Here is a 21,487-nt window from a genome sequence, read left to right as displayed (position 1 = left end):
CGAGTCGCCGGGCCACGACGCCGTCGGGCTACGACGCGGCCGGCAACTCCTCCGCGTCCGCCCCCGCGGCCTCGGCGGCCGCCGCACCGTACTCGCCCGTTCCCCGCGGATCCATGTGCGCGAGCGCACCGGGGAAGGCGATGCCCGGCAGGACGTGCTGCCAGAACTTGGTGATCCGCGCCGACAGGTCCACGCGCCCGGTGAGGATCTCCGACATCACCTGGATACCGGTGAACGAGCCGACGATCATCATCGCGGTGTCGTTCGGCTCCACCTGCGGCATCACCTCACCGCGCTCCTGGGCCTCGGCGAGCAGCCGCTCGATGACGCCCACCCATGCGTGGTACGGGGCCGGGACCGGCGAATCGAAGGTGGCCTCCAGGGTGAGCCGGATGCTCGCCCGCAGCATGACGTCGTGCTGCAGTCCGTGGGCGATCTCCTGCGTGAGGTCGATCGCCCCCTGCAGGCCGTGTCCCGTCTGCGCCTCGGCGGCCACCCCGAGCTGCTCCTCGATCACGGCGTGCGCGAGGGCCTCCTTGGAGGGGAAGTGGAAGTACAGCGCGCCCTTGGTCACCCCGGCCCGCTTCAGGATGTCCAGGATGGCGGCCCGCTCGTATCCGCACTCGCCGAAGACCTCGGCAGCCGCCTCCAAAACCACACGGCGGGTCCGGACCGCTCGTTCTTGTCTTGCCACCTGACTCACATCCTCCATGCCCACTGGCCCGGTTCCGTAGCCCTCAGCATAAAGGAAGTGCCAAAAAACCACGGCAATCGGCCGGGAACCCCCTTGCGAAGCATGGCCTCCCACCTCGGAAAAGACCGCGTGGTTCATCCGTGCCGAGCTGTTTGATCTTGACTCTTGAAAAAAACCAGCTGACCGGTATCTTAGGCCGTGTCGGTGCAACACACACAGAACGCACATATTTTCAGGGGGACTCGGGATGACTGTGACGCCCGTCAGAGAAGAGACGCCGCTCGCCGCGCGAGGAGCGAAGGACGTCGTCAGTGCGGCGCGCGGGGGCGCGTACGACCAGACCGTCCCGCGGCAGTTCGTGCACCGCTCGGCGCTCTCGGAGGTCTTCCTGACCGGGGCTTCCGCCATCGGCGAGGACGCGTTCCTCGTGTCGGCCCAGTGGCCGCGGGCCCACTCCTTCTTCACCCTCGAGCGCAACCGCCGCCACGACCCGATGCTGGTCGCCGAGACGGTCCGGCAGATCGGCCTGCTGATCGCCCACACCGAGTACGCCGTGCCGCTCGGCCACAAGTTCCTCATGTGGAACCTGCGGTACGAGGTCTCCGAAGAGGCATTGCGCATCGACGGCGCTCCCTCCGAGATCACCGGTTACGTGACCTGTCACGACGTCCGGACCCGCGGCGGCAAGCTGGCCGGCATGCGCCTCGAGGTCGAACTCTTCCGGGGCGGCATACGCGTCGGCGGCGGCGGGACCTCCTTCCACTGCACCTCACCCGCCGCCTACGGCCGACTGCGCCCCGTCGACCTGCTCGCCGCCTGGACGGAGGCGACCGAGACCGCGCTGCCCGCCCCCGTCGAGCCCGCCCTCCTCGGCCGCGACCGCGCGGAGGACGTGACCCTGGCCCCCTCCGAGCACGACAACACCTGGCACCTGCGCGCCGACACCTGCCACCCCGTGCTGTTCGACCACGCCGTGGACCACGTACCCGGCATGGCCGTCATGGAGGCCATGCGCCAGGCCGCGCAGCTGGCGGCAGGACCGGCCCCCTGCGCGCCCGTCTCCTATACGGCGGAGTTCGCCCATTACGTGGAGTTCGACTCGCCCTGCGCGATCTCCGCCCAGGTGGAAGCCGTGACCGAGGAGGGCGTGATCGTCACCGCCCAGGCGACCCAGGACGGCCGGACCGCCGCCTCCGGCCGCCTCGTCCTGCGCCCGACGGACCGGGCGTAAGCCCGCGCAGAACAACCGAAACAGCCAGCAGGGCCCCGACAGTGAGATAGCTCACCGCCGGGGCCCTGCCGTGTTTGTCGAGGTCGGCCCTGCCATGTCGAGCGCCGGGCCGATCCGGCCGGAACGCGAGAAACGGGCCTCACCAGGACTTTCGTCTCCGGTGAAGACCCGTTTCATCGGTTCTTCATGGTGCGCGAGGGGGGAGTTGAACCCCCACGCCCTTGCGGGCACTGGAACCTGAATCCAGCGCGTCTGCCTATTCCGCCACCCGCGCATTGGGTGTTGTCTTCGGGCTTCCCGCCGTTTGGGGCGAGCGCCTGCCGACATCCAGAAGATTAGCACGCTGGAGAGGGTGGATTCACATCCCTATCTGCGGGCACCTGCCCTGGGGATCCGGCCCGCCCCGGCCGGGACCCACCGCCGCCCCCGACCGAGCTCACCGGGGTCCACAGCCAGGTGCGGGACACTGGCTTGGAGCCCCCTCTACGATCCCTTGTAAAAGGAGGCTCGAGCAGGCGTCCCGAGCAGCTGCCCGGAAGGGGTTCCGGAGCCGAGGATCAGGGCTTCATCAGGGAGTCCTGGGAGGATCCGCGGACCCTGGTGCGGGCATGCCTTGTGAGAGGCGACACTCGTCGACTGGGCGGACAGGGGGAACCAGCCGATTTCCCGGCGCGTGGATACGATCAGTAAGCAGTACCAGGATGACTACGACGGAGGAGGTGCCCCATGGGAGTCCTGAAGAAGTTCGAGCAGCGACTTGAAGGTCTGGTCAACGGCACCTTCGCCAAGGTGTTCAAGTCCGAGGTCCAGCCCGTCGAGATCGCCGGCGCCCTCCAGCGCGAGTGCGACAACAACGCGACGATCTGGAACCGCGAGCGGACCGTCGTCCCCAACGACTTCATCGTGGAGCTCAGCGCCCCCGACTTCGAGCGCCTGAGCCCGTACTCGGGCCAGCTCGGCGACGAGCTCTCCGGCATGGTGCGTGACTACGCCAAGCAGCAGCGCTACAGCTTCATGGGCCCCATCAAGGTCCACCTGGAGAAGGCCGAGGACCTCGACACCGGCCTGTACCGCGTACGCAGCCGCACGCTCGCGTCCAGCACCTCGCAGACTCCCGACCACGCCCCCGCGGGCCCCGGCCCCAGCGGTCCGGCAGGCCCCGGCCGCAGCGCGAGCGGCGGTGGCGGCGGCTATGGTTACCCGCCCTCCGGCGCCCCCGGCGCCGGAGGCGGCGCACCGCCCATGCCGGCCGCACCGCCACCCGGCGGCGCGGGTCGGCCGGGCGGGCAGTCCCCGGCTCCGAGCAGACCCTCGGGTCCCGGTGCCGGACCACTTCCGGGCGCCCAGGTGCGGCGCTGGATCGAGATCAACGGCAACCGCCATCAGATCTCCCGCCCGACGCTGGTGCTGGGCCGCAGCACCGACGCCGATGTGCGGATCGACGACCCCGGCGTATCCCGTCGGCACTGTGAGATCCGGACCGGAACGCCCTCGACGATCCAGGATCTCGGGTCTACCAACGGCATCGTGGTAGACGGGCAGCACACCACCCGCGCTACGCTCCGCGACGGCTCGCGGATCGTCGTGGGCAGCACCACCATCATTTACCGGCAAGCCGAAGGGTGAAGCGGGGGCAATGTCAGAGCTGACCCTGACGGTCATGCGGCTGGGTTTCCTGGCCGTTCTGTGGCTGTTCGTGATCGTGGCCGTCCAGGTCATCCGCAGCGACCTGTTCGGTACGCGCGTCACCCAGCGTGGTTCGCGCCGTGAGGCGCGGCCGCAGCAGTCCGGCCGCCAGCAGCAGGCCGCACCGCCGCAGCAGCGCCAGCAGCAGGGCGGCGGTGGCCGCCAGCGCCGCGGCGCCCCCACCAAGCTGGTCGTCTCCGAGGGCATCCTCGCCGGGACGACGGTCGCGCTGCAGGGCCAGACCATCACGCTGGGCCGTGCGCACGACTCCACGATCGTGCTGGACGACGACTACGCCTCCAGCAGGCATGCCAGGATCTACCCGGACCGTGACGGCCAGTGGATCGTCGAGGATCTCGGGTCCACCAACGGCACGTATCTCGACCGGACCCGACTCACCACCCCGACGCCCATTCCGCTGGGCACGGCGATCCGCATCGGCAAGACCGTCATCGAGCTGCGGAAGTAGTACGACAATGAGCGAGCGGAGCGAGCGAGCCGGAGCGGCTGTCCAGGGACTGGACGCCGGCGCGCTCCCGACCGGAGGGTGGGCACCGTGCGGATGTACCCGGAGCCGACGGGCGAGGTGCGCATGAGTCTGTCTTTGCGCTTCGCCGCCGGATCGCACAAAGGCATGATCCGGGAGGGGAACGAGGACTCCGGTTACGCCGGACCGCGTCTCCTCGCGATCGCCGACGGCATGGGGGGACAGGCCGCGGGCGAGGTGGCCAGCTCCGAGGTGATCTCGACGCTCGTCACGCTCGACGACGACGTACCGGGCTCGGACATCCTCACGTCGCTCGGCACCGCCGTGCAGCGGGCCAACGACCAGCTGCGGCTGATGGTCGAGGAGGACCCCCAGCTCGAGGGCATGGGCACGACCCTGACCGCCCTCCTGTGGACGGGGCAGCGCCTCGGTCTCGTACACGTCGGCGACTCCCGCGCGTACCTGCTGCGGGACGGCGTGCTCACGCAGATCACGCAGGACCACACCTGGGTGCAGCGCCTCGTCGACGAGGGCCGCATCACCGAGGAAGAGGCCACGACCCACCCGCAGAGGTCCCTCCTCATGCGCGCGCTGGGCAGCGGCGACCACGTCGAGCCGGACCTCTCCATCCGTGAAGTCCGCGCCGGCGACCGTTACTTGATCTGCTCGGACGGTCTCTCCGGAGTCGTCTCGCACCAGACCATGGAGGACACCCTCGCCTCCTACCAGGGCCCGCAGGAGACCGTGCAGGAGCTGATCCAGCTCGCGCTGCGCGGCGGCGGCCCCGACAACATCACCGTGATCGTCGCGGACGTCCTGGACATCGACAGCGGCGACACCCTCGCGGGCCAGCTGTCCGACACCCCCGTGGTGGTCGGCGCGGTCGCCGAGAACCAGCTCCAGGCGCAGGACGACGGCGCCATGCAGACGCCCGCGGGCCGCGCGTCCGGCCTCGGCCGCCCGGTGCCGCCGCAGCCCTCCGGAGGCGGCTTCGGTCCCCCCGGAAGCGGCGACACCGCGGGGTACGTCCCCGAGGGCGGCTTCGGGGCGTACGACGACGAGGACTTCATCAAGCCCGGCGGCGGCCGCAAATGGCTCAAGAGATCCCTGTACGGGGTGCTCGCGCTCGCCGTCATCGGCGGCGGTCTCTACGGCGGCTACCGCTGGACCCAGACCCAGTACTACGTGGGCACCAAGGACGAGCACGTCGCCCTCTACCGCGGCATCGACCAGGATCTGGCCTGGGTCAGTCTGTCGAAGGTCGAGAAGGACCACCCCGAGATCGAACTCAAGTACCTGCCGCCGTACCAGCGCAAGCAGGTCGAGAACACCATCCCCGAGGACGACTTCGACGCGGCCCGGGGGAAGATCGAGGAGCTGGGCCGGCAGGCGTCCGCCTGCAAGAAGGACGCCGAGCGTCGCGAGGTCGAGCGCGAGAACAACGCCAGGACAGGCGAGGGCGAGGCGGGCGGCACCACCGGCCTTCGCAAGGCCCCGGACCCGACCTCGTCGCCGACCGACAAGGGCGACGCGACCGACAAGAACAACACGAACGACAAGAACAAGTCCGAGAAGCCGACTCCCACACCCGGCCCCAGCCTCTCCGAGGATGAGCAGAAGCTGGTCCCGCTGTGCGGTAAGCAGTAAGCAGCCGTTGGGGGCCTTTGCACGCCATGAGCAGTACTACACACACGTCGACGATCGGCGCGATCGGTGCGCCCAGCCGGCGCAACACCGAGCTCGCGCTGCTCGCTTTCGCGGTCGTCATCCCGCTGTTCGCCTACATGAACGTGGGGCTCGCCCTCACCGGTGAGCTGCCCACGGGCATGCTCGGCTACGGCCTCGGCCTCGGCATGCTGGCCGGCGTCGGCCACATCGTCGTACGCAAGTTCGCGCCGTACGCCGACCCGCTGCTGCTTCCGCTGGCGACGCTGCTCAACGGCCTCGGTCTGGTCGTCGTCTGGCGGCTCGACCAGTCGGAGAAGCTCCAGCAGCGCGCCGAGGCGCAGTTCGGCGCGTTCAGCCCCTCCGCACCGAACCAGCTGATGTACTCCGCGATCGGTGTCGCCCTCTTCGTCGGCGTGCTGCTCCTGCTCAAGGACCACCGCGTCCTGCAGCGCTACACGTACATCTCCATGGTCGGCGCCCTGGTCCTGCTGCTCCTGCCGCTCGTGCCCGGACTCGGCATGAACGTGTTCGGCGCCAAGATCTGGATCAGCGTCGGCGGATTCTCCATCCAGCCCGGTGAGTTCGCGAAGATCGTCATCGCGATCTTCTTCGCCGGCTATCTGATGGTGAAGCGCGACGCGCTCGCCCTGGCCAGCCGCCGCTTCATGGGCCTCTACCTCCCGCGCGGCCGTGACCTCGGACCGATCATCGTCGTCTGGGCGATGTCGATCCTGATCCTGGTCTTCGAGACCGACCTCGGTACGTCGCTGCTGTTCTTCGGCATGTTCGTCGTGATGCTGTACGTCGCCACGGAGCGCACCAGCTGGATCGTGTTCGGTCTGCTGATGTCCGCCGTCGGCGCGGTCGGCGTGGCCTCGTTCGAGCCCCACGTGCAGCAGCGTGTGGACGCCTGGCTGAACCCGTTCGCCCCGGAGACCCTCGCCCAGACCGACCAGATCGCCCAGTCCCTGATGGCGTTCGGCTCCGGCGGCGTCCTCGGCACCGGCCTCGGCCAGGGCAACTCCGACCTCATCGGCTTCGCCGCCAACTCCGACTTCATCCTCGCCACCTTCGGCGAGGAGATGGGTCTGGCCGGCGTCATGGCGATCCTGCTCATCTACGGCCTGATCGTGGAGCGCGGCGTCCGCACGGCACTCGCCGCCCGCGACCCGTTCGGCAAGCTTCTCGCGATCGGCCTCTCCGGAGCCTTCGCCATCCAGGTCTTCGTCGTCGCCGGCGGCGTCATGGGCCTGATCCCGCTCACGGGTATGACCATGCCCTTCCTCGCGTACGGCGGTTCCTCCGTCATCGCCAACTGGGCCCTGGTCGGCATCCTGATCCGGATCAGCGACACCGCGCGCCGTCCCGCCCCGTCCCCCGCACCGAACCCCGACGCCGAAATGACCCAGGTGGTCCGACCGTGAACAAGCCCCTGCGCCGGATCGCGATCTTCTGCGGGCTGCTCGTCCTCGCCCTGCTCGCCCGGGACAACTGGCTCCAGTACGTCCAGGCCGACACCCTCGCGAAGCACGAGAAGAACCGCCGCGTCACCATCGAGCGCTACTCCCAGCCGCGCGGCGACATCATCGTCGACGGCAAGCCCATCACCGGCTCGAAGGCGACCCCGGGCAGCGACCTGAAGTACAAGCGCACCTGGAAGGACGGGCCCATGTGGGCCCCCGTCACCGGCTACTCCTCGCAGCGCATCGGCGCCAACCAGCTGGAGTACATCGACGACGGCATCCTCACCGGCAACGACGACCGGCTCTTCTTCCGCCGCACGCTCGACATGCTGACCGGCGAGAAGAAGGAGGGCGGCAATGTCGTCACGACCCTCAACTCCGCCGCGCAGAAGGCCGCGTACGACGGCCTGAAGAGCAAGGGCAAGGGCGCCGTCGCCGCGATCGACCCGTCGACCGGCGCGATCCTCGCACTGGCCTCCACGCCGTCGTACGACCCCGGGTCCTTCGCGGGCAACACCAACGACGAGGCCCAGAAGTTCCTGGACCTCGACAAGGACAAGGACAAGCCGCTGGTCAACCGCGCGCTGCGCGAGACCTACCCGCCCGGCTCCACCTTCAAGGTGGTCACGGCGGCGGCCGCCCTGGAGCACGGCCTCTACGACAGCATCGACGAGAAGACGGAATCCCCGCTCCCGTGGACGCTGCCGAACACGCGCACCCCGCTGAAGAACGAGAACAACATCCCCTGCAAGAACGTCTCGTTGCGTGAGGCGCTGCGGATCTCCTGCAACACCGTCTTCGGCAAGATCGGCTCCGATCTCGGCAAGGACAAGATGCTGGAGACGGCGAAGAAGTTCGGCTTCAACTCCGAACAGTTCGTCCCCGTCCGATCCAACGCCTCCAACTTCCCCGAGGACATGGACAAGCCGCAGACCGCGCTGTCCTCCATCGGTCAGTTCGAGACGGCCACGACCCCGCTGCAGATGGCCATGGTCGCCTCCGCGATCGCCAACGACGGCACGCTCATGGAGCCGTACATGGTCAGTGAGCTGCAGGCGCGCAACCTCGACGTCATCGAGAAGCACTCGCCGAAGGAGATGAGCGAGCCGCTCTCGAAGGAGAACGCCCAGAAGCTCCAGGAAATGATGGAGACGGTCGTCAACGAGGGCACCGGAACCAACGCCAAGATCCCCGGCGTCACCGTCGGTGGAAAGACGGGCACGGCCCAGCACGGCGTCGCCAACAGCAAGAACCCGTACGCGTGGTTCATCTCGTACGCCAAGACGGACTCCGGTTCGCCGGTCGCCGTCGCCGTGGTCGTCGAGGACAGCGACGCCGACCGGGGTGACATCTCCGGTGGCGGACTTGCCGCGCCCATCGCCAAGAACGTGATGAAGGCAGTCATCGAAAGCAAGAAGTGACCCCCATCACGCTCCCTCCACATCGGTGCACGTTGCGGTACCGGTCCGGTATCGGGTGACGGTCGCGTCCGGGTCACGCAAGTCGAGCCGGGTACGGTATGCCCGGACAGCACACCGCCGGACCACACAACGGTGCGGTCGGGACCGACGGAGAGGGCTGGATTAGCTATGGAAGAGCCGCGTCGCCTCGGCGGCCGGTACGAGCTGGGCCAGGTGCTCGGCCGTGGTGGCATGGCCGAGGTGTACCTCGCGCACGACACCCGGCTCGGTCGCACCGTGGCGGTGAAGACGCTGCGGGTGGACCTCGCTCGTGACCCGTCCTTCCAGGCCCGGTTCCGCCGTGAGGCCCAGTCGGCCGCCTCGCTCAACCACCCGGCGATCGTCGCGGTCTACGACACCGGCGAGGACTACGTCGACGGGGTCTCCATCCCGTACATCGTGATGGAGTACGTCGACGGCTCCACGCTGCGTGAGCTGCTGCACTCCGGCCGCAAGCTGCTGCCGGAGCGGGCCATGGAGATGACGATCGGCATCCTCCAGGCCCTGGAGTACTCGCACCGCAACGGCATCGTCCACCGCGACATCAAGCCCGCGAACGTCATGCTGACGCGCAACGGCCAGGTCAAGGTCATGGACTTCGGCATCGCCCGTGCGATGGGCGAGTCCGGCATGACGATGACGCAGACCGCCGCGGTGATCGGCACGGCGCAGTACCTCTCGCCGGAGCAGGCCAAGGGCGAGCAGGTGGACGCGCGAAGCGACCTCTACTCGACCGGCTGTCTCCTCTACGAGCTGCTGACCGTCCGCCCGCCGTTCGTCGGGGACTCCCCGGTCGCGGTCGCCTACCAGCACGTACGGGAAGAGCCGCAGGCCCCGAGCGTCTTCGACGGCGAGATCACGCCCGAGATGGACGCCATCGTCCTGAAGGCCCTCACCAAGGACCCGGACTACCGCTACCAGTCGGCCGACGAGATGCGCGCCGACATCGAGGCCTGCCTCGACGGCCAGCCGGTCGCGGCCACCGCCGCCATGGGCGCGGTCGGCTACGGCGGCCACCCGGACGACCAGCAGACGGCGATGCTCCGCCCGCAGAACGGCGGCGGCCAGACGTCGATGATGCCGCCGGTCAACCCGGACGACGGCTACGGCTACGACGAGGGCCGCGGCCGCCGCCAGAAGAAGAGCAACACGTCGACGTGGCTGCTCGTCCTCGCGGGCGTCCTGGTCCTGGTGGGCGCGATCCTCATCGGGAAGTGGGCGTTCAGCGGGGGCAGCGGCGACAACACGACGAAGGCGCCGAACTTCGTGGGCGAGCAGTACGACGAGGCCAAGAAGTCAGCTGAGAACGTCGGACTCAAGCTGGAGATCGGCAAGCGCGAGCCGTGTGAGAAGTACCCGAAGGGTGAGGTCTGCAGCCAGGAGCCCGGGGCGGATGCCGAGGTGAAGAAGGGCGACACCATTTCGGTGACGGTGTCGACCGGCTCGCCGAAGATCATGGTCCCGGATGTCCAGGGTCTGAGCTACGCCGAGGCCGAGAAGCTTCTCAAGGACAAGGGCTTCACGAACATCGAGCAGGAGACCGAGGAGTCCGACCGGACCCCCGGCAAGGTCATCGGCCAGGACCCGGAAGGTGACACCAAGGCGGAGAAGAGCGCGACCATCACGCTCACCGTCGCCAAGGAGAAGAAGCAGGAACTGGTCCCCGACGTGACCGGCCTCGACTACGAAGCCGCCGCGAAGCGGATCACGGACAACGGCTTCACTCCCGCACGCTCGGACGTAGCCAGCGAGGACGTCGAGGAGGGCAAGGTCATCAAGACCACGCCCGCTGCCGGCACCCCGGCGGACCCCGGCTCCACCGTCACCGTCCAGGTCGCCAAGAAGGCCGAAGAGGCAACCGTCCCGCCGCTGACGGGACAGAAGCTCAAGGACGCCCGCAAGGCCATCGAGGACGCCGGTCTGACGGTCGGCACCATCACCGGCCCGCAGGACGACGACGCCCTCGTGGTCCTGTCCACGCCCAACGCCGGCGAGAAGGCGGCCCCGGGCACGGCGGTCAACCTGACCACCGCGGGCGGCAGCGGCAACGACACCGGCGGAAACGGCGGTGACAACGGAGGCGGCGGCTTCATCGAGGGCGCCGGCGGCTGGGGCCGCCACGACAGGGACTGACCCGAAGAAGAAAGCGCTCGCACCCGCACCAGTCGAAAAGAAATGCCCGGCACTCCAATCCAGGTGTGCCGGGCATTTCCTTTACCCCTGACAGGCCTTGCACCACTGGCAGATGGCTAAAAAAGCGACTTGATCAACATCGACCTCAGAGTGATAGCTTCCACTTATGCAGAAGACGAGTCAGCGCATCGCAGCGGTCGGAGCCACGGCGGCGGCGATATTCATCGCAACATCCACAGTCAACGCGCATGCGATCGGCAGCGGGGGGCACGCAGGCTGTGCAGTCAACGGGGTCGACGGGCGAGGCTTCTTCAAGAACTGGACCCACAACAGCGCAAAGATATCCCTTGTGACGTACGACACCCAGCAAGACCACCGGCACGTAGCGATTCGACTCATCTCGAAGAAGGATTACGACGGCAAGATTCGCTATTGGGCCTGGCACCACAACCGCAAGGGCTACAACAAGAAGGACGTCGTGGAAACCTCTGCATCGACGGGGAAATCCGGGCTCAGCTACATAGGCATACAGGCTGCCGTCATGGACGGGACAAGGGTCGTCAAGTCCTGCAAGGCCTGGGGCCAAGGAACCTAGCCGAGCCCTGCCGGCGGGCTACTCCAACTCCGCCGGCGGCGTCCGCTTGTTGTCGACCTTCTCGATCCGCTCCAGTTCGCCCCACACGATGTAGCGGTAGTTCGACGTGTAGACCGGCGTGCAGGTCGTCAGCGTGATGTAACGGCCCGGCTTCTTCTTGCCCGACTCCTTCGGGACAGGGTCCAGGACCCGCACGTTGTACTTCGAGGTCTCGGGCAGCGTCGCGTACACCTTGTAGACGTACCACTTGTCCCGGGACTCGTAGACGATCGCGTCGCCCTTCTTGATCTTGTCGATCTTGTGGAACTTCGCGCCGTGCCCGTCGCGGTGCGCGGCCAGCGTGAAGTTGCCCTTCTTGTCCTCGGGAAGGGCCGACTTGATCGGGTCCTTGTAGTAGCCGGCGACGCCGTCGTTGAGGATCTTGCTGGTCGTGCCCCGCTTGACCAGGATCTCGCCGTTGCCCATCGCGGGGACGTGCAGGAAGCCGATGCCGTCCTTGGTGTCGATGGTGCCGGGGCCACCGGCCCAGCGGTCGCGCACCCGGTCGCCCTGCTTGTGGGCCTCGCGGTCCGCTATGACGTTGGTCCACCAGAGCGAGTAGACGACGAACAGGCCGAGCACCAGGCCCGCGGTGATGAGGAGTTCACCGAAGACGCTGACCGCGGTGGCGATGGGGCCGCGGCCCCGCTGCCGTGGCGCGGGCGCGGGCACGGGCGCCTCGGCCTTCTTCTCGTCGTGGTCGGTCGTGGCTGCCACTGGATCTGCCCCGTTCTCACACTGCTAGTTGACGAGCGCGCTCGGCTTTCCCTTGCTGCGCGGCCGTTCCTCGACCATCTTGCCCCAGACGATCATTCGATACTTACTCGTGAATTCCGGGGTGCAAGTGGTCAGTGTGATGTACCGGCCGGGTTTCGTGAAGCCGGAGCCCGGCGGAACGGGGCCGATCACACCGATGTTGCCGGGGCTGGTCTGCGGCAGGATGCTCGCCATCTTGTAGACGAAGTACTTGTCCTGCGTCTCTACGACGATCGGGTCGCCCGGCTCCAGACGGTTGATGTAGCGGAACGGTTCGCCATGGGTGTTGCGGTGGCCCGCGACCGCGAAGTTGCCCTGCTTGGCCTCCGGCATCGCGGTCTTGGTGGCGCCCTCGTTGTAGTGGCCGACCATGCCGCGGTCGAGGACCTTCTGCTTGTCGATGCCCTCGGCGACCGGCACGACGACGTCGAGGCGCGGGATGTGGAGGAGCGCGAACCCCTGACCGGGCTCGAAGGCCCCCGGCTTGCCCTTGCCCTTCGCCCAGCTCTCCTGGAGGTCGTGGGCGGCGCCGTCCGCCTGCTGCTGGGCCCGGATGTTCGTCCACCACAACTGGTACGTGACGAACAGCAGCATCAGGACGCCGACGGTGATGAAGACTTCGCCGAGCCCCCGGCTGATGACCGCGCCCGGCGACGGCCTGCGGGCGCGCTCCGCACGGCGGGCCTCCAGGCGGGAGAGAGGGGCGCCCGGCGCGCCTTGCGCGCTCTGCGGGGGCGGCGCGGGGCGTGTGCCGCGTGGGCGTGTGCCGCCCTTCTTGGCGGCCTTGCGGCGAGCCGCCCGACCCTCGGTGGGCCGATCGGGCTCCGGCTCGGCTATTCGGCGGGTGTCCTCGGTCCGCAACGCCACCGTCTCGTCGTCGGGTATCGGCTCGTGCGCTTCGAGCGGCTCGTACGCGGGTTCCGGCTCGTACGCGGGTTCCGGCTCGTACGCGGGTTCCGGCTCGTACGCGGGTTCCGGCTCGGGCACAGGTTCCGGCTCGGGCGTGCGCCTCTCGGGGGCGTACGCGCCGTACAGCTGCTCGTACGTGGGCTCGGCCGTCTCAGCTGTCTCAGCCGTCTCGGCCGTCTCCTGCGGCTGCGCCTGCCGCTCCCCGTACCAGTCCCGGGCGTACCCCTCGGGGTCGTACCACTCCTGTTCCTGCGGCTCCGGAGCCACGGCCTGCGGTGGCTCGGCGGACGCACTGCGGAACCACGGCGAAGGGTGCTGCCCCGGCAGCGGATCGGTCAGCGGGTCGGCCAGATGATCGACGGCCGACTCCAACGCCCCGCCCTCCAACGCCCCGCCGTCCCCGGAAGCGACGCCACCGGAAGCGACGTCACCGGCGCCCCCCTGCGCGTCACTCGCGCCGTACGGGGCTCCGGAGGAGTCGCGCTCGGGGCGCAGGGCGGTCACGCCGTGGCCCTGCCCACCACCGGGGCGAGCCCGCTCGATCGCTCGACGGCACCGGTGTCGCCGCACTCCACGAGCCAGTTGGCGAGCATGAGGTGGCCGTGCTCGGTCAGCACCGACTCGGGGTGGAACTGCACTCCCTCGACCGGCAGTTCACGGTGGCGCAGGCCCATGATGATGCCGTCCTCCGTGCGCGCGGTGACCTCGAGCTCCGCCGGGACGGTGGCGGGCTCGGCGGCCAGCGAGTGGTAGCGGGTCGCGGTGAACGGCGACGGCAGCCCCGCGAAGACGCCCTTGCCCTCGTGGCGGACGAGCGAGGTCTTGCCGTGGAGGAGCTCGGGGGCGCGGTCCACCACGCCGCCGTACGCCACCGCCATCGACTGCATGCCGAGGCAGACGCCGAAGACGGGCACGCCGGTGGTGGCGCAGTGCCGCACCATCTCGACGCAGACGCCCGCCTGCTCCGGGGTGCCGGGGCCGGGCGAGAGCAGGACGCCGTCGAAGCCGTCCTGCGCGTGCCTCAGCTCGACCTCGTCGTTGCGCAGGACCTCGCACTCGGCACCCAGCTGGTACAGGTACTGGACGAGGTTGAAGACAAAGCTGTCGTAGTTGTCCACGACCAGGATGCGGCTGCGGCCGCCGGCGGTGCTCACTGGCCGTCCACGGTCACGTCGTTGAAGGGCAGCAGCGGTTCGGCCCACGGGAAGACGTACTGGAAGAGCACGTACACCACCGCGAGGACGAGCACCAGCGAAATCAGTGCCCTCACCCATGCGTTTCCCGGCAGATGCCGCCAGATCCAGCCGTACATGCCGTCCCTTCCGTCGCGTACGGCCAAGGCCTCCCTCGCCGTACGGCACCAGACTAACGGCGCAGTGCCTCCGGTTTCCCGGCCTCCACAGGCTGGGTGGCATCCAGGTGTGCCCAGACGATCAGCCGGTGACTGTGGCCCCACTCTGGTTCACAGGTCGTAAGGGTGAGGTAACGGCCCGGACCGTCATAGCCGGATTTGCGCGGGACCGGATCAATGACACCGATGTCGCTGGGGAGCGTCTTGTACGGCTTCTTGTCGATGCGGTACGTGAACCAGGTCGTGCCGTCGGTCAGGACGACGGCATCACCGGGGCGGAGCTCGGGGAAGTCCTTGAAGGGGTCTCCGTAGGTACGCCGGTGGCCCGCCACGGAGAAGTTGCCCTTCTGCCCGAGTTGGGCGGTGGAGGCGTAGTGGCCGAGGCCCTTCTTGAGTACGTCGGTGCCGGTGCCCTGGAGCACGGGCTTGTTCCACGTGAAACCGAACCGCGGGATGTACATGACGGCGAACGGCTTGCCGTCCTTATAAGCGGCGGGCTTCTTCGGGGCACTGTCGACGGCGTCGTCGCCACCGCCGCCGCCCGTCCCCGTGGGCACGGAGCCCTGCGCCCATTGGTCCTGCAGCTTGTCGATCTCGCCGTCCATGGCGTTGTCGGCCTTCACGCCGGTCCAGAACAGGACGTACACCACGAAGAGCACGATCAAGGTGCCGACGGTGATGCACAGTTCGCTGAACGTCCTGACGAGCACACGCACCGACACAGGACGGCCCTCCCTGAGTGCTGCTCCGGGTGCTATTCCGCGGACTTCGCGTAGTGGAGATCCACTGTGCCCGAGTAGCCGGGAAGAGTCACCGCCCCGTCGTCGTCCACTTTCCAGCCGAGGCCGTACGCGTTGACGTACAGCATGTAGTTCTGGATCTCGGGGGACGCGGCGAGGGCGTTCTTGAGCTTGTCGGGGTCACCGACCGCGGTCACCTTGTACGGCGGCGAGTAGACGCGGCCCTGGAGGATCAGGGTGTTGCCGACGCAGCGCACGGCGCTGGTGGAGATCAGGCGCTGGTCCATGACCTTGATGCCCTCGGCACCGCCCTGCCAGAGGGCGTTGACCACGGCCTGGAGGTCCTGCTGGTGGATGACGAGGTCGTTGGGCTGGGGCTCGGGATAGCCGGGGAGCTTGGCGGTGGCGTTGGGCGGGGCGTCCGCGAGGGTGACCGTGACCGCCTTGCCACTGAGCTTCTTGGTGCCGGCGTTCTCCTCCAGCGCCTTGAGCCGCGCGTCGTCGGCCTTGGTGCTGCCGTTGTCACGCTGAGCGAGTGATTCGACGTCGTCCCGCAGCGAGCCGTTGGACTCGTCGAGCTCGCCGTTCTTGTGACTGCGCTCCTGAATGAGGTCGGAGAGTTTCAACAGGGAGGCATCGGTACGGATGTTGGTGCCTTTGGCCGTGTTGAAGCTGGTGAAGAAGATCAGCCCGGCGAGGGCGAAAACGGCACCCGTAAGCACGCGAACCGGACGCCACCGGGGGCGGCGACCGGCACCTTTGTGGGAGTCGGCAGAATTGCTCAACGTACCCTTATCTCCTTCAGCGCCGCGGAAGCACTACGCTAACGGACGCCCGGGGGAGGCCTCAGCTCCCCGTAGCGTCCCGCCCGGCGCCAGACCACAGTTACCTGCGCGGCCACGCAGCGCATCGACAGGAGAGACCCTCGTGCCGAAGTCACGTATCCGCAAGAAGGCAGACGACTACACGCCGCCGCCCTCGAAGAAGGCGACGAACATCAAGCTGACCAACCGCAGCTGGGTGGCGCCGGTGATGCTGGCGATGTTCATCATCGGCCTCGCCTGGATCGTCGTCTTCTATGTCACGGACGGAAAGCTGCCGATCGACCCGCTGGGCAACTGGAACATCGTGGTCGGCTTCGGCTTCATCGCGGCGGGATTCGGCGTCTCCACGCAGTGGAAGTAGGCCCCACGGCGTGGAGCACCCAGGCGCTCCGCGCACAAGCCTTGCCCTGAGTTATCCACAGCGCTATCCACATGGGGAAAAGGTCTGAAGATCTGTGGATAACTCTCAGACGGTTGACGCCGGTGTGACTGGTCCACCGGATCTCTGTTCGCCCCGCGCCCCTTGTCCTTCCTGGGGAAACCCAGGTCAGCGACGAGGGGCACGGTTGTTCCCCACGGCTTGCACAAGATCCGGCACACGCTGTGGACAACGCGAGTACGTCAGGTGAGCTGCCCGGTCCTGATGACGACCATGACCACAGCCGCGACGAGCACCAGCGCACAGCTGCCGTACTGGATGAGGCTCCGCCGCTCACGGGGCGCGTGCACCATCGCATAGCCGACGATGACGCCGCCCACCAGACCACCGATGTGGGCCTGCCATGCGATGTTGGGCCAGAAGGCCGTGATGACCAGGTTGATCGCCAGAAGCGCGATCACCGGCCGCATGTCGTAGTTCAGGCGCCGCATCAGGATGGCAGTCGCGCCGAACAGACCGAAGATCGCGCCGGACGCTCCGAGCGAGGGCTGGTACGGCTCTTCGAGGAGATAGGTCAGCGCACTGCCCGCGAGGCCCGAGGCCATGTACAGCGCGAGGAAGCGGGCGCGGCCGAGCGCCGCTTCGAGCGGGCCGCCGATCCACCACAGGCTGAGCATGTTCAGGGCGATGTGCATGATGCTGCTGTGCAGGAACATCGCCGTCACCAGGCGATACCACTGCCCTTCGGCGACTCCCTCGACCGAGCCGAGCTCCGGCACGAAGGCCCGCCCGAGCAGGTCGTACTGGTCGGTGAAGCGGTCCCCGACCGTCAGCTGCACCAGGAACAGAGCGAGATTCAGCCCGACCAGGATCTTGGTGACCAGCCGTGGGTCGGAGGTGATCGTGCCGCCCGCGATCGTGCGCGGCTGGGTGGCCGCCGGCGTGTGACCGGTGCCCGAGCCGCCACGGACACAGTCCGGGCACTGGAAGCCGACCGAGGCACTGATCATGCACTCGGGACAGATGGGTCGCTCGCAGCGCGTGCAGGTGATGCCGGTCTCACGGTCCGGATGCCGGTAGCAGCCGGGCAGGCCCGACGCCCCCTGCGGCTCCTGCGGGCTGCCTGGCGCCTGGTCCATGGGGTCCCCTCAATCTCCGTACGAAGGCACTGTGACGGCACACGTGGCAACGCACCGCCCCGCCCTTCCTTTACGGACGGGCGGGGCGGTTTGGTTCCCTCGCGGATACGCGCAGGTCAGGCGTCGCGGGTCTCGATGACCACGGACTCGATGACCACGTCGTTGACCGGACGGTCGGTGCGCGGGTTGGTCTGCGTGGTCGCGATGGCGTCCACGACCTTCTTGCTGGCGTCGTTGGTGACCTCGCCGAAGATCGTGTGCTTGCGGGTCAGCCACGCGGTCGGCGACACAGTCACGAAGAACTGCGAGCCGTTCGTGCCCGGACCGGCGTTGGCCATCGCCAGCAGGTACGGCTTGTCGAAGGCGAGGTCCGGGTGGAACTCGTCCTCGAACTCGTAGCCCGGGCCGCCCGTGCCGTTGCCCAGCGGGTCACCACCCTGGATCATGAAGCCGCTGATCACCCGGTGGAAGACCGTGCCGTCGTAGAGCCGTTCCGTGGTCTTCTTGCCGGTCTGCGGGTTAACCCACTCGCGCTCGCCCTGGGCGAGCTCCACAAAGTTCTTGACCGTCTTGGGCGCGTGATTCGGCAGAAGCCGGACCTCGATGTCGCCCTGGTTGGTCTTCAGGGTGGCGTAAAGCTGCTCAGCCACGATCTGCCTTCCGTTGTCTTCTGTGACACCCCGATCCTCGCACGGACCGGATTGCGACGAGTAGCCACCGAGTAGGCGCGCGCCGAAGCGATCCGTGGCATTGTCGGCCGAGAGCTCTTCTTGCACCGATTCGATCGAATTGAACGGAAGCATCCGATCGATCATGCCGAGCGGAGATTTGCCTTGATCACAGATCGGCCGGAGTCCGTATTTGTCGTGACCCGGATGCCCGCCCTCGCATGCCTCGGAGCGATCCGGAAGGCATGATCCCTGAAAGGGTGGAAAGGTGACATACCTATACGCCACCGAGGAGGAGGATCCCGTGACCCGCATCGACAGCGTGCGCGCCGCGACCGGCTCGGCGAAGGACAGCGTCCGGCACGCCGCGGAGGCGGTGGCCCCCTATGCCGGCACGGCCAAGGACCAGGCCGCCCACTATGCGCACGAGGTGCGCACACGGCTGGCCCCCAAGGTGTCACAGGCCGCGCATCAGGCCGCCGAGCAAGCACGCTCCCAGTACGGCACGCATGTCGCCCCGCGCGTCGAGCAGGCGCGTACGCACGTGCCGCCGAAGGTCGACCAAGCCGCGCACGAGGCCGCCGCCCGCACCCGCAAGGCTGCCCGACAGGCCGCCGACTACTCCAAGCCCCGCATCGAGCACGCGGTCGCCGCCGCTCAGCCGGTCCGCGAGGAGGCCGCGTCCCGTGGCACGGCGGCCCTCGCCGCGCTGCGCGGTCAGGTCTCGCCGCAGGAGATCCAGCGCCTGGCCCGCAAGCACAAGCGGCGCGCCAGGGCGGGTCGCCTCGCCAAGAGGCTCGCCGTGATCGGCATCCTCGCGGGAGGCGCCATCGCCGCCTGGAAGTGGTGGGACAAGCAGGCCAACCCCGACTGGCTGGTCGAGCCCCCCGCGGCCACAGAGGTCCCGGACCGCACGCCACTGACCTCCGTCGACGGCAGCGGCCAGGCATCCCTCGACCCCGAGGTCCAGGCCAAGCAGGCCGAAGCCGAGGCAGCGGACCGCGACGAACGCAGCTGACCCACCGGGGCCCGACCTCGTTTCACGTGAAACAAGGAACCCCCTCTGGCCTGTCTTCCCAGGTCAGGGGGGGGTTCCTTACTGTGGAGCCCAGGGGAGTCGAACCCGAAATCGTTACCGTTCTGAGCTGCGGTTTTATCAAAGAACCGGGACAAACACCCCTGTTTCCATCCGGCTCGATCCGCCTCGATCCGGCTCTGCCCCGGGCGCGTGCGCACACGTGCGCACGCGCCCGCCGACGTTTGCGGATGGTTGATCCACAGAGCGAATACGCCTGTTCAGACCGGCCTCAGAGCTATCCGTCACAGAGTTTGCACTGGTCGGGCTCAAACCGAGGCAGCTCGTCCAGATCCAGGATGCAAGCACGCTCGTAGAGCGTGCCAGGGTTCGACAACGGTGGAGCTGACGACCTGCTGGGAGGCGACAAACGTCCATGTCCCCCGCAGCGAACCCCTCACTGCTGGCTGGTATCGCGACGCGTCCCCCTACCCCTGAAGTCGCGTCGACCGCGGCATGATCGGCTGCGGGAGCCGCTCACAGGGGTTAGGGAATGGTCTCCGCTGCGAGGCCTCTCATGACTTGCGTGTTCACAGCTGCGTTGTGTCTCCAGGCCATGTCTGACCCAGTGGCTTGACCTTTCCTTTCAGGAAGTCACCGAAGGCTTCGGCGTCCAGGGGATCTGCTGTGCTGACTGCGTCGCGCACCGCATCGGCGCGGTCGAGGAGGACCAGGCTCTGCGCGGCCACGTGGCGGACGCGGCGCTTGGGGTCCTGCAGAAGACCGATCAGCCGGGTCTCGGCCGGTTGCCCGCCGAGCCAGGCGGCTGCCCCGGCATGCCGCAAGCGGCGGATGGCGGCTGCGGCACTGCCTCGGACGTTGGCGTCGCCGTCCTCAAGCGCGGTGGTCAGCGGGCTCATAGCGGCTAGATCGGCGGTGTCTCCCAGCGCAGCGGTCGCGAACGTCCGGACTCTGTTGTCGGAGACGGTCAGACGCTGGGCGTACCGCTCCACTGGGGGCGGGTCCAGGCGGCGCAGCCGCGTGTACCCCCATCCGGAACCGCCCGGCACTACGTCCGGGTAGACCCATGCCAAGCTCCATCGTCGCAGCACGAGCCGTGCGATGCGGCTTCGGGGAGGGGGTGCGAAGAGGAAGTCCATGAAGGGGGACGGGTCACGGTCGGGGTGGAACTCGGCGGCGATCCTGATAGCTGTGCCGTGGCTGACGACGTCGTGCTCCTTGCCGTGGGCCCGGCCCATCCGGCGGATGAAGCCCATCACCGTGTCGTCGGCCTCGGGCCCAAGCCGGTACAGATACAGCAGGGCTTCGATGTAGGACTCCGGGGAGCTCTCACTCCCGAGCGTCCTCTGTGCGTCCTCGACTCCAGTGATCAAGTGAGGGCTCCGCCTGTCTTTCCCATCGTTTCCCTCTTTGTGCCTTCCACTCTGCGCTCTCATCATCGGCGGAAACGTCCGGAGAGCCAGCCGGCGATGGAGCCACCTGTCCGCATGCCTGTGGTCCATCCGGCGTGCTGGCCGAACTTCCACCCGTACTTAGCGAGTTCCGATGAAGCCTTCACCCTGCAGTGCCGCCCGCGGGGAGACCAGTACGAAACGGTCCGTGAGTACCTCACTCCCGCCCTCAGCCAGGTCCGGGAGCCCACGCGCTTGACTTTGCGAAGGGCCCGTCCGCCGATGCTGTTCCGCAGGCGGCTGCGCATGCCGCCCCAGTTGACGCGGACCTTCGGTACTCGGGGGCGCCAGCGGCGGCCGTCGAGGTCGGTAGCGGCACACGCCCGGCTCCGGCGGCCTGGACATCATGCGCTACATGCGGCGCCTGGAACAGACGCAGTACATCCCCGTCCTGCTGCTGACGGGCTTCGGTATGAACCGCGATCTGATCTCCGCGGCCTTCATGCTCGGCGTCGCCGACGCACCGACACCTCCGCGCCTAGCGTCACGCGGGGCCTTGCTGCCGGTCAGCTGGTGGGTGCCGCGGGGCAGAGCAATCCTGTCAACAACCAAAGCGACCAACTCGTATGCGAGCCAGAGAAGTAGGGTCCCCTTTGGTCTCTGCCGACAGGTAGACGCGGTTCACACTCGCCGCGAACTCCTTGGGCTCCTGGAGCATCTCATCATCGCGAGACAGCAACCTCGGCGTGCGCCCTGGGCAGCTACTCCTCCCTACAGGCCACGTGCGTGATCACTGGCACAGGGGCCAGCCGGAACAGCGCGTTCTCCCATCCTCAAG

General features: G+C 68.0%; 20 protein-coding genes, 1 tRNA gene and 1 pseudogene. 11 read left to right on the top strand and 11 right to left on the bottom strand.

The genetic code is table 11. The features are described from left to right. Positions 1-28: 28 nt before the first annotated feature. Positions 29-694, bottom strand: a complete 666-nt coding sequence (locus AB0B50_RS42345) for a ScbR family autoregulator-binding transcription factor (protein ID WP_362342655.1) — start codon at positions 692-694, stop codon at positions 29-31. Between the two features lie 247 nt (positions 695-941). Between AB0B50_RS42345 and AB0B50_RS42340 the strand changes: the two genes are divergently transcribed. After that, a complete protein-coding gene (locus AB0B50_RS42340) occupies positions 942-1,925 on the top strand; it encodes a ScbA/BarX family gamma-butyrolactone biosynthesis protein (RefSeq protein WP_362342652.1) in 984 nt (327 codons plus the stop codon). Positions 1,926-2,112: 187 nt separating this feature from the next. Here AB0B50_RS42340 and AB0B50_RS42335 read toward each other — a convergent pair. After that, positions 2,113-2,199: transfer RNA gene (locus tag AB0B50_RS42335), tRNA-Leu, on the bottom strand. A gap of 452 nt (positions 2,200-2,651) precedes the next feature. Between AB0B50_RS42335 and AB0B50_RS42330 the strand changes: the two genes are divergently transcribed. From AB0B50_RS42330 to AB0B50_RS42300, 7 genes are all read left to right on the top strand, one after another. After that, positions 2,652-3,551 (top strand): DUF3662 and FHA domain-containing protein, encoded by a 900-nt coding sequence (locus AB0B50_RS42330; protein ID WP_362342649.1) that lies wholly within the window; start codon positions 2,652-2,654, stop codon positions 3,549-3,551. A 10-nt stretch (positions 3,552-3,561) separates the two neighbouring features. Beyond that, positions 3,562-4,080, top strand: coding sequence for an FHA domain-containing protein (locus AB0B50_RS42325; RefSeq protein ID WP_362342646.1), 519 nt, complete (start codon positions 3,562-3,564; stop codon positions 4,078-4,080). Between the two features lie 78 nt (positions 4,081-4,158). Then, complete coding sequence (locus tag AB0B50_RS42320; protein ID WP_362342643.1) at positions 4,159-5,745, top strand: Stp1/IreP family PP2C-type Ser/Thr phosphatase; 1,587 nt, start codon at positions 4,159-4,161, stop codon at positions 5,743-5,745. Between the two features lie 26 nt (positions 5,746-5,771). Beyond that, on the top strand, positions 5,772-7,190 hold the full coding sequence (locus AB0B50_RS42315; RefSeq protein WP_362342640.1) for an FtsW/RodA/SpoVE family cell cycle protein: 1,419 nt from the start codon (positions 5,772-5,774) through the stop codon (positions 7,188-7,190). Further along, entirely contained in the window at positions 7,187-8,650 is a 1,464-nt protein-coding gene (locus AB0B50_RS42310) for a penicillin-binding protein 2 (protein WP_362342637.1), read from the top strand. Before AB0B50_RS42315 ends, AB0B50_RS42310 begins: the two co-directional genes overlap by 4 nt. Positions 8,651-8,818: 168 nt before the next feature. Further along, a complete protein-coding gene (pknB, locus tag AB0B50_RS42305; protein ID WP_362342634.1) occupies positions 8,819-10,822 on the top strand; it encodes a Stk1 family PASTA domain-containing Ser/Thr kinase in 2,004 nt (667 codons plus the stop codon). A gap of 166 nt (positions 10,823-10,988) precedes the next feature. Beyond that, on the top strand, positions 10,989-11,417 hold the full coding sequence (locus AB0B50_RS42300; protein WP_362342631.1) for a hypothetical protein: 429 nt from the start codon (positions 10,989-10,991) through the stop codon (positions 11,415-11,417). An 18-nt stretch (positions 11,418-11,435) separates the two neighbouring features. Here AB0B50_RS42300 and AB0B50_RS42295 read toward each other — a convergent pair whose 3' ends face one another. The 6 genes from AB0B50_RS42295 to AB0B50_RS42270 form a co-directional block, all read right to left on the bottom strand. Next, positions 11,436-12,173 (bottom strand): class E sortase, encoded by a 738-nt coding sequence (locus tag AB0B50_RS42295; protein ID WP_362342628.1) that lies wholly within the window; start codon positions 12,171-12,173, stop codon positions 11,436-11,438. 24 nt (positions 12,174-12,197) lie between these two features. After that, complete coding sequence (locus tag AB0B50_RS42290) at positions 12,198-13,508, bottom strand: class E sortase (RefSeq protein ID WP_362342696.1); 1,311 nt, start codon at positions 13,506-13,508, stop codon at positions 12,198-12,200. Between the two features lie 113 nt (positions 13,509-13,621). Further along, positions 13,622-14,275 carry an aminodeoxychorismate/anthranilate synthase component II gene (locus AB0B50_RS42285; RefSeq protein WP_362342626.1) on the bottom strand — a complete coding sequence of 218 codons (654 nt, stop codon included), beginning with the start codon at positions 14,273-14,275 and terminating at the stop codon, positions 13,622-13,624. Beyond that, positions 14,272-14,460 carry a hypothetical protein gene (locus AB0B50_RS42280; protein WP_362342702.1) on the bottom strand — a complete coding sequence of 63 codons (189 nt, stop codon included), beginning with the start codon at positions 14,458-14,460 and terminating at the stop codon, positions 14,272-14,274. Before AB0B50_RS42280 ends, AB0B50_RS42285 begins: the two co-directional genes overlap by 4 nt. 26 nt (positions 14,461-14,486) lie before the next feature. Further along, on the bottom strand, positions 14,487-15,188 hold the full coding sequence (locus AB0B50_RS42275) for a class E sortase (protein ID WP_362342693.1): 702 nt from the start codon (positions 15,186-15,188) through the stop codon (positions 14,487-14,489). A gap of 38 nt (positions 15,189-15,226) precedes the next feature. After that, positions 15,227-15,997: a DUF881 domain-containing protein gene (locus AB0B50_RS42270; RefSeq protein ID WP_362342623.1), complete on the bottom strand. Its 771-nt coding sequence runs from the start codon at positions 15,995-15,997 to the stop codon at positions 15,227-15,229. 142 nt (positions 15,998-16,139) lie between these two features. Between AB0B50_RS42270 and crgA the strand changes: the two genes are divergently transcribed. Further along, positions 16,140-16,397, top strand: coding sequence for a cell division protein CrgA (gene crgA, locus AB0B50_RS42265; RefSeq protein WP_055701380.1), 258 nt, complete (start codon positions 16,140-16,142; stop codon positions 16,395-16,397). Between the two features lie 260 nt (positions 16,398-16,657). On the opposite strand, the gene AB0B50_RS42260 is transcribed toward crgA, so the two are convergent. Beyond that, positions 16,658-17,554, bottom strand: coding sequence for a rhomboid family intramembrane serine protease (locus AB0B50_RS42260; protein WP_362342621.1), 897 nt, complete (start codon positions 17,552-17,554; stop codon positions 16,658-16,660). A 116-nt stretch (positions 17,555-17,670) separates the two neighbouring features. Beyond that, on the bottom strand, positions 17,671-18,204 hold the full coding sequence (locus AB0B50_RS42255) for a peptidylprolyl isomerase (RefSeq protein ID WP_362342618.1): 534 nt from the start codon (positions 18,202-18,204) through the stop codon (positions 17,671-17,673). 322 nt (positions 18,205-18,526) lie between these two features. Between AB0B50_RS42255 and AB0B50_RS42250 the strand changes: the two genes are divergently transcribed. Beyond that, a complete protein-coding gene (locus tag AB0B50_RS42250) occupies positions 18,527-19,240 on the top strand; it encodes a DUF5324 family protein (RefSeq protein WP_362342615.1) in 714 nt (237 codons plus the stop codon). Positions 19,241-19,827: 587 nt separating this feature from the next. Here AB0B50_RS42250 and AB0B50_RS42245 read toward each other — a convergent pair. Then, positions 19,828-20,631, bottom strand: coding sequence for a HEAT repeat domain-containing protein (locus AB0B50_RS42245; RefSeq protein WP_362342612.1), 804 nt, complete (start codon positions 20,629-20,631; stop codon positions 19,828-19,830). 400 nt (positions 20,632-21,031) lie between these two features. On the opposite strand from AB0B50_RS42245, the pseudogene AB0B50_RS42240 reads away from it, so the two are divergent. After that, a pseudogene (locus tag AB0B50_RS42240) lies at positions 21,032-21,169 on the top strand (response regulator); the annotation flags it as partial. Positions 21,170-21,487 lie beyond the last annotated feature (318 nt).

Source organism: Streptomyces sp. NPDC041068 (assembly GCF_040647455.1).
Taxonomy (GTDB): Bacteria; Actinomycetota; Actinomycetes; order Streptomycetales; family Streptomycetaceae; genus Streptomyces.
Note: the sequence above shows the minus strand (reverse complement) of the source record. Positions and strands in the feature narration are given on the sequence as shown.

What these genes read in the sequence shown, in the direction of transcription:
- AB0B50_RS42325 (WP_362342646.1), top strand. Translation starts at nt 3,562, where the DNA reads ATGTCAGAGCTGACCCTGACGGTCATGCGGCTGGGTTTCCTGGCCGTT.
- AB0B50_RS42340 (WP_362342652.1), top strand. Translation starts at nt 942, where the DNA reads ATGACTGTGACGCCCGTCAGAGAAGAGACGCCGCTCGCCGCGCGAGGA.
- AB0B50_RS42315 (WP_362342640.1), top strand. Translation starts at nt 5,772, where the DNA reads ATGAGCAGTACTACACACACGTCGACGATCGGCGCGATCGGTGCGCCC.
- pknB (WP_362342634.1), top strand. Translation starts at nt 8,819, where the DNA reads ATGGAAGAGCCGCGTCGCCTCGGCGGCCGGTACGAGCTGGGCCAGGTG.
- AB0B50_RS42260 (WP_362342621.1), bottom strand. Translation starts at nt 17,554, where the DNA reads ATGGACCAGGCGCCAGGCAGCCCGCAGGAGCCGCAGGGGGCGTCGGGC.
- AB0B50_RS42300 (WP_362342631.1), top strand. Translation starts at nt 10,989, where the DNA reads ATGCAGAAGACGAGTCAGCGCATCGCAGCGGTCGGAGCCACGGCGGCG.
- AB0B50_RS42330 (WP_362342649.1), top strand. Translation starts at nt 2,652, where the DNA reads ATGGGAGTCCTGAAGAAGTTCGAGCAGCGACTTGAAGGTCTGGTCAAC.